The 1372-nt window shown below is 51.5% G+C and carries 1 protein-coding gene; it reads left to right on the forward strand.

Annotated features, from left to right (window positions below):
- Window positions 1-354: 354 nt before the first annotated feature.
- A partial coding sequence (locus tag C6W91_RS21060) for a hypothetical protein (protein WP_370571597.1) occupies window positions 355-1372 on the forward strand: 1018 nt, incomplete at its 3' end.

Genomic DNA, 1372 nt, shown 5'->3' on the forward strand with positions numbered 1-1372 from the left:
ACCGCCCCAAACTGCCCTCAAGCGGCAACATCGGCGCAGCCGAAGACGTTGTTCAGACGTTCCTTAGCTTTGGCAGATTTGATTGCGTTTAGCTAGCACTTGATCGAACGATTGGGGGGCGTGAAACGTTCGAATTGCAGCCGAGCGCGTCGACATTGCCTCAAGGCGCCTACGGCGAAATTCTGAATCAAATTATAAAATCAAGATTGTTCCCGGCCCTCGGGTATCAAAAGAACCTCTTAGTGATCGAAGGTTTCGTACCCTCAACGAGACTTCTTGAATACGGTCTGAACCTTGTGTGCCCGTCAGCGCGTCAATTCGAAACGCGCAAACGGTTGGTTGGAGGCTTTGAGAATGAACCCGCGTTATAATAGCAGATACTGTGGTCTCTTGACCGTCCTGCTCAGCCGTTTGTTGATCTCACTTGCTACGCTTTTCGCGCCACTATGTACTTCGGCAATCGCTCAATCACAGCAGACACTTTTGCTTGGTTTTCCAGATGGTTTCATCGGCGAATACGGCAGCGTGACCCCAATCGGACCTGCGAAACCGAACAATATCCGCTCGTTTTCTGAATTGGGTATTTCGCGAGTTGTATTGTCTCAGCAGTCTTCTGCCGTATCGGGGGGAGTTCCGGTTTTTCAAGGAAACGATGCACCATTTGCGATTACGTTTATATTCAGTGATGGTCGTGCGTCCCATACTCAGGCCGCGAACCTGAACTGGAGTTCTAACGGGACCCCAACTGTTTTCGGTTTCTATACGGAGCCCGCAAGTGATGATGATAGTGGTTATTATGATGGTTTGACCTCGGCGCTTCAGGGGACTGCGCAGGGGATCTCATTCGCACTGGCTCCGAACGGTACAACAGTTGGCGATGGCGCGAGTTACACTTTCGACATCTCCAGCGATTCCTACTCTGGATCTTCAGATAATCCGATTAGTGAATTGAACGACCTGTACCTTGCAACACAGGCACAATCCCCCTCGGGGCCTGTGACGGTCAACTCGCAGACGACCAGCGATACAACCCCGGTTGTCACTGGTACCCTGACTTGGACAGAATCGGTGACCGACGAAGTTCTAAAGGTATTCATCAACGGTGTGCTATACACTCAGGATCAGAATAATTCGCTCACTTCACCACTGGTCATAAGTGGTCCGGCGGGCGCACAGACGTGGTCATTGACTATACCTGACGGCGATGCGCTGCAGTATAAGACCTATGACGTTCTTGCTCAGATTGAAAATACTGCAGGTTACGTGGCTTCCGACTCAACCAGCAACGAACTTGACATTGTCGATGGCACAGCGTCGCTCAGCCTGGTGAAGACGGCACAGCTGCGCGATGACGACGGCACGGATGGTGTGA

Source organism: Phaeobacter sp. SYSU ZJ3003 (genome assembly GCF_041300735.1).
Taxonomy (GTDB): domain Bacteria; phylum Pseudomonadota; class Alphaproteobacteria; order Rhodobacterales; family Rhodobacteraceae; genus Phycobacter; species Phycobacter gallaeciensis_A.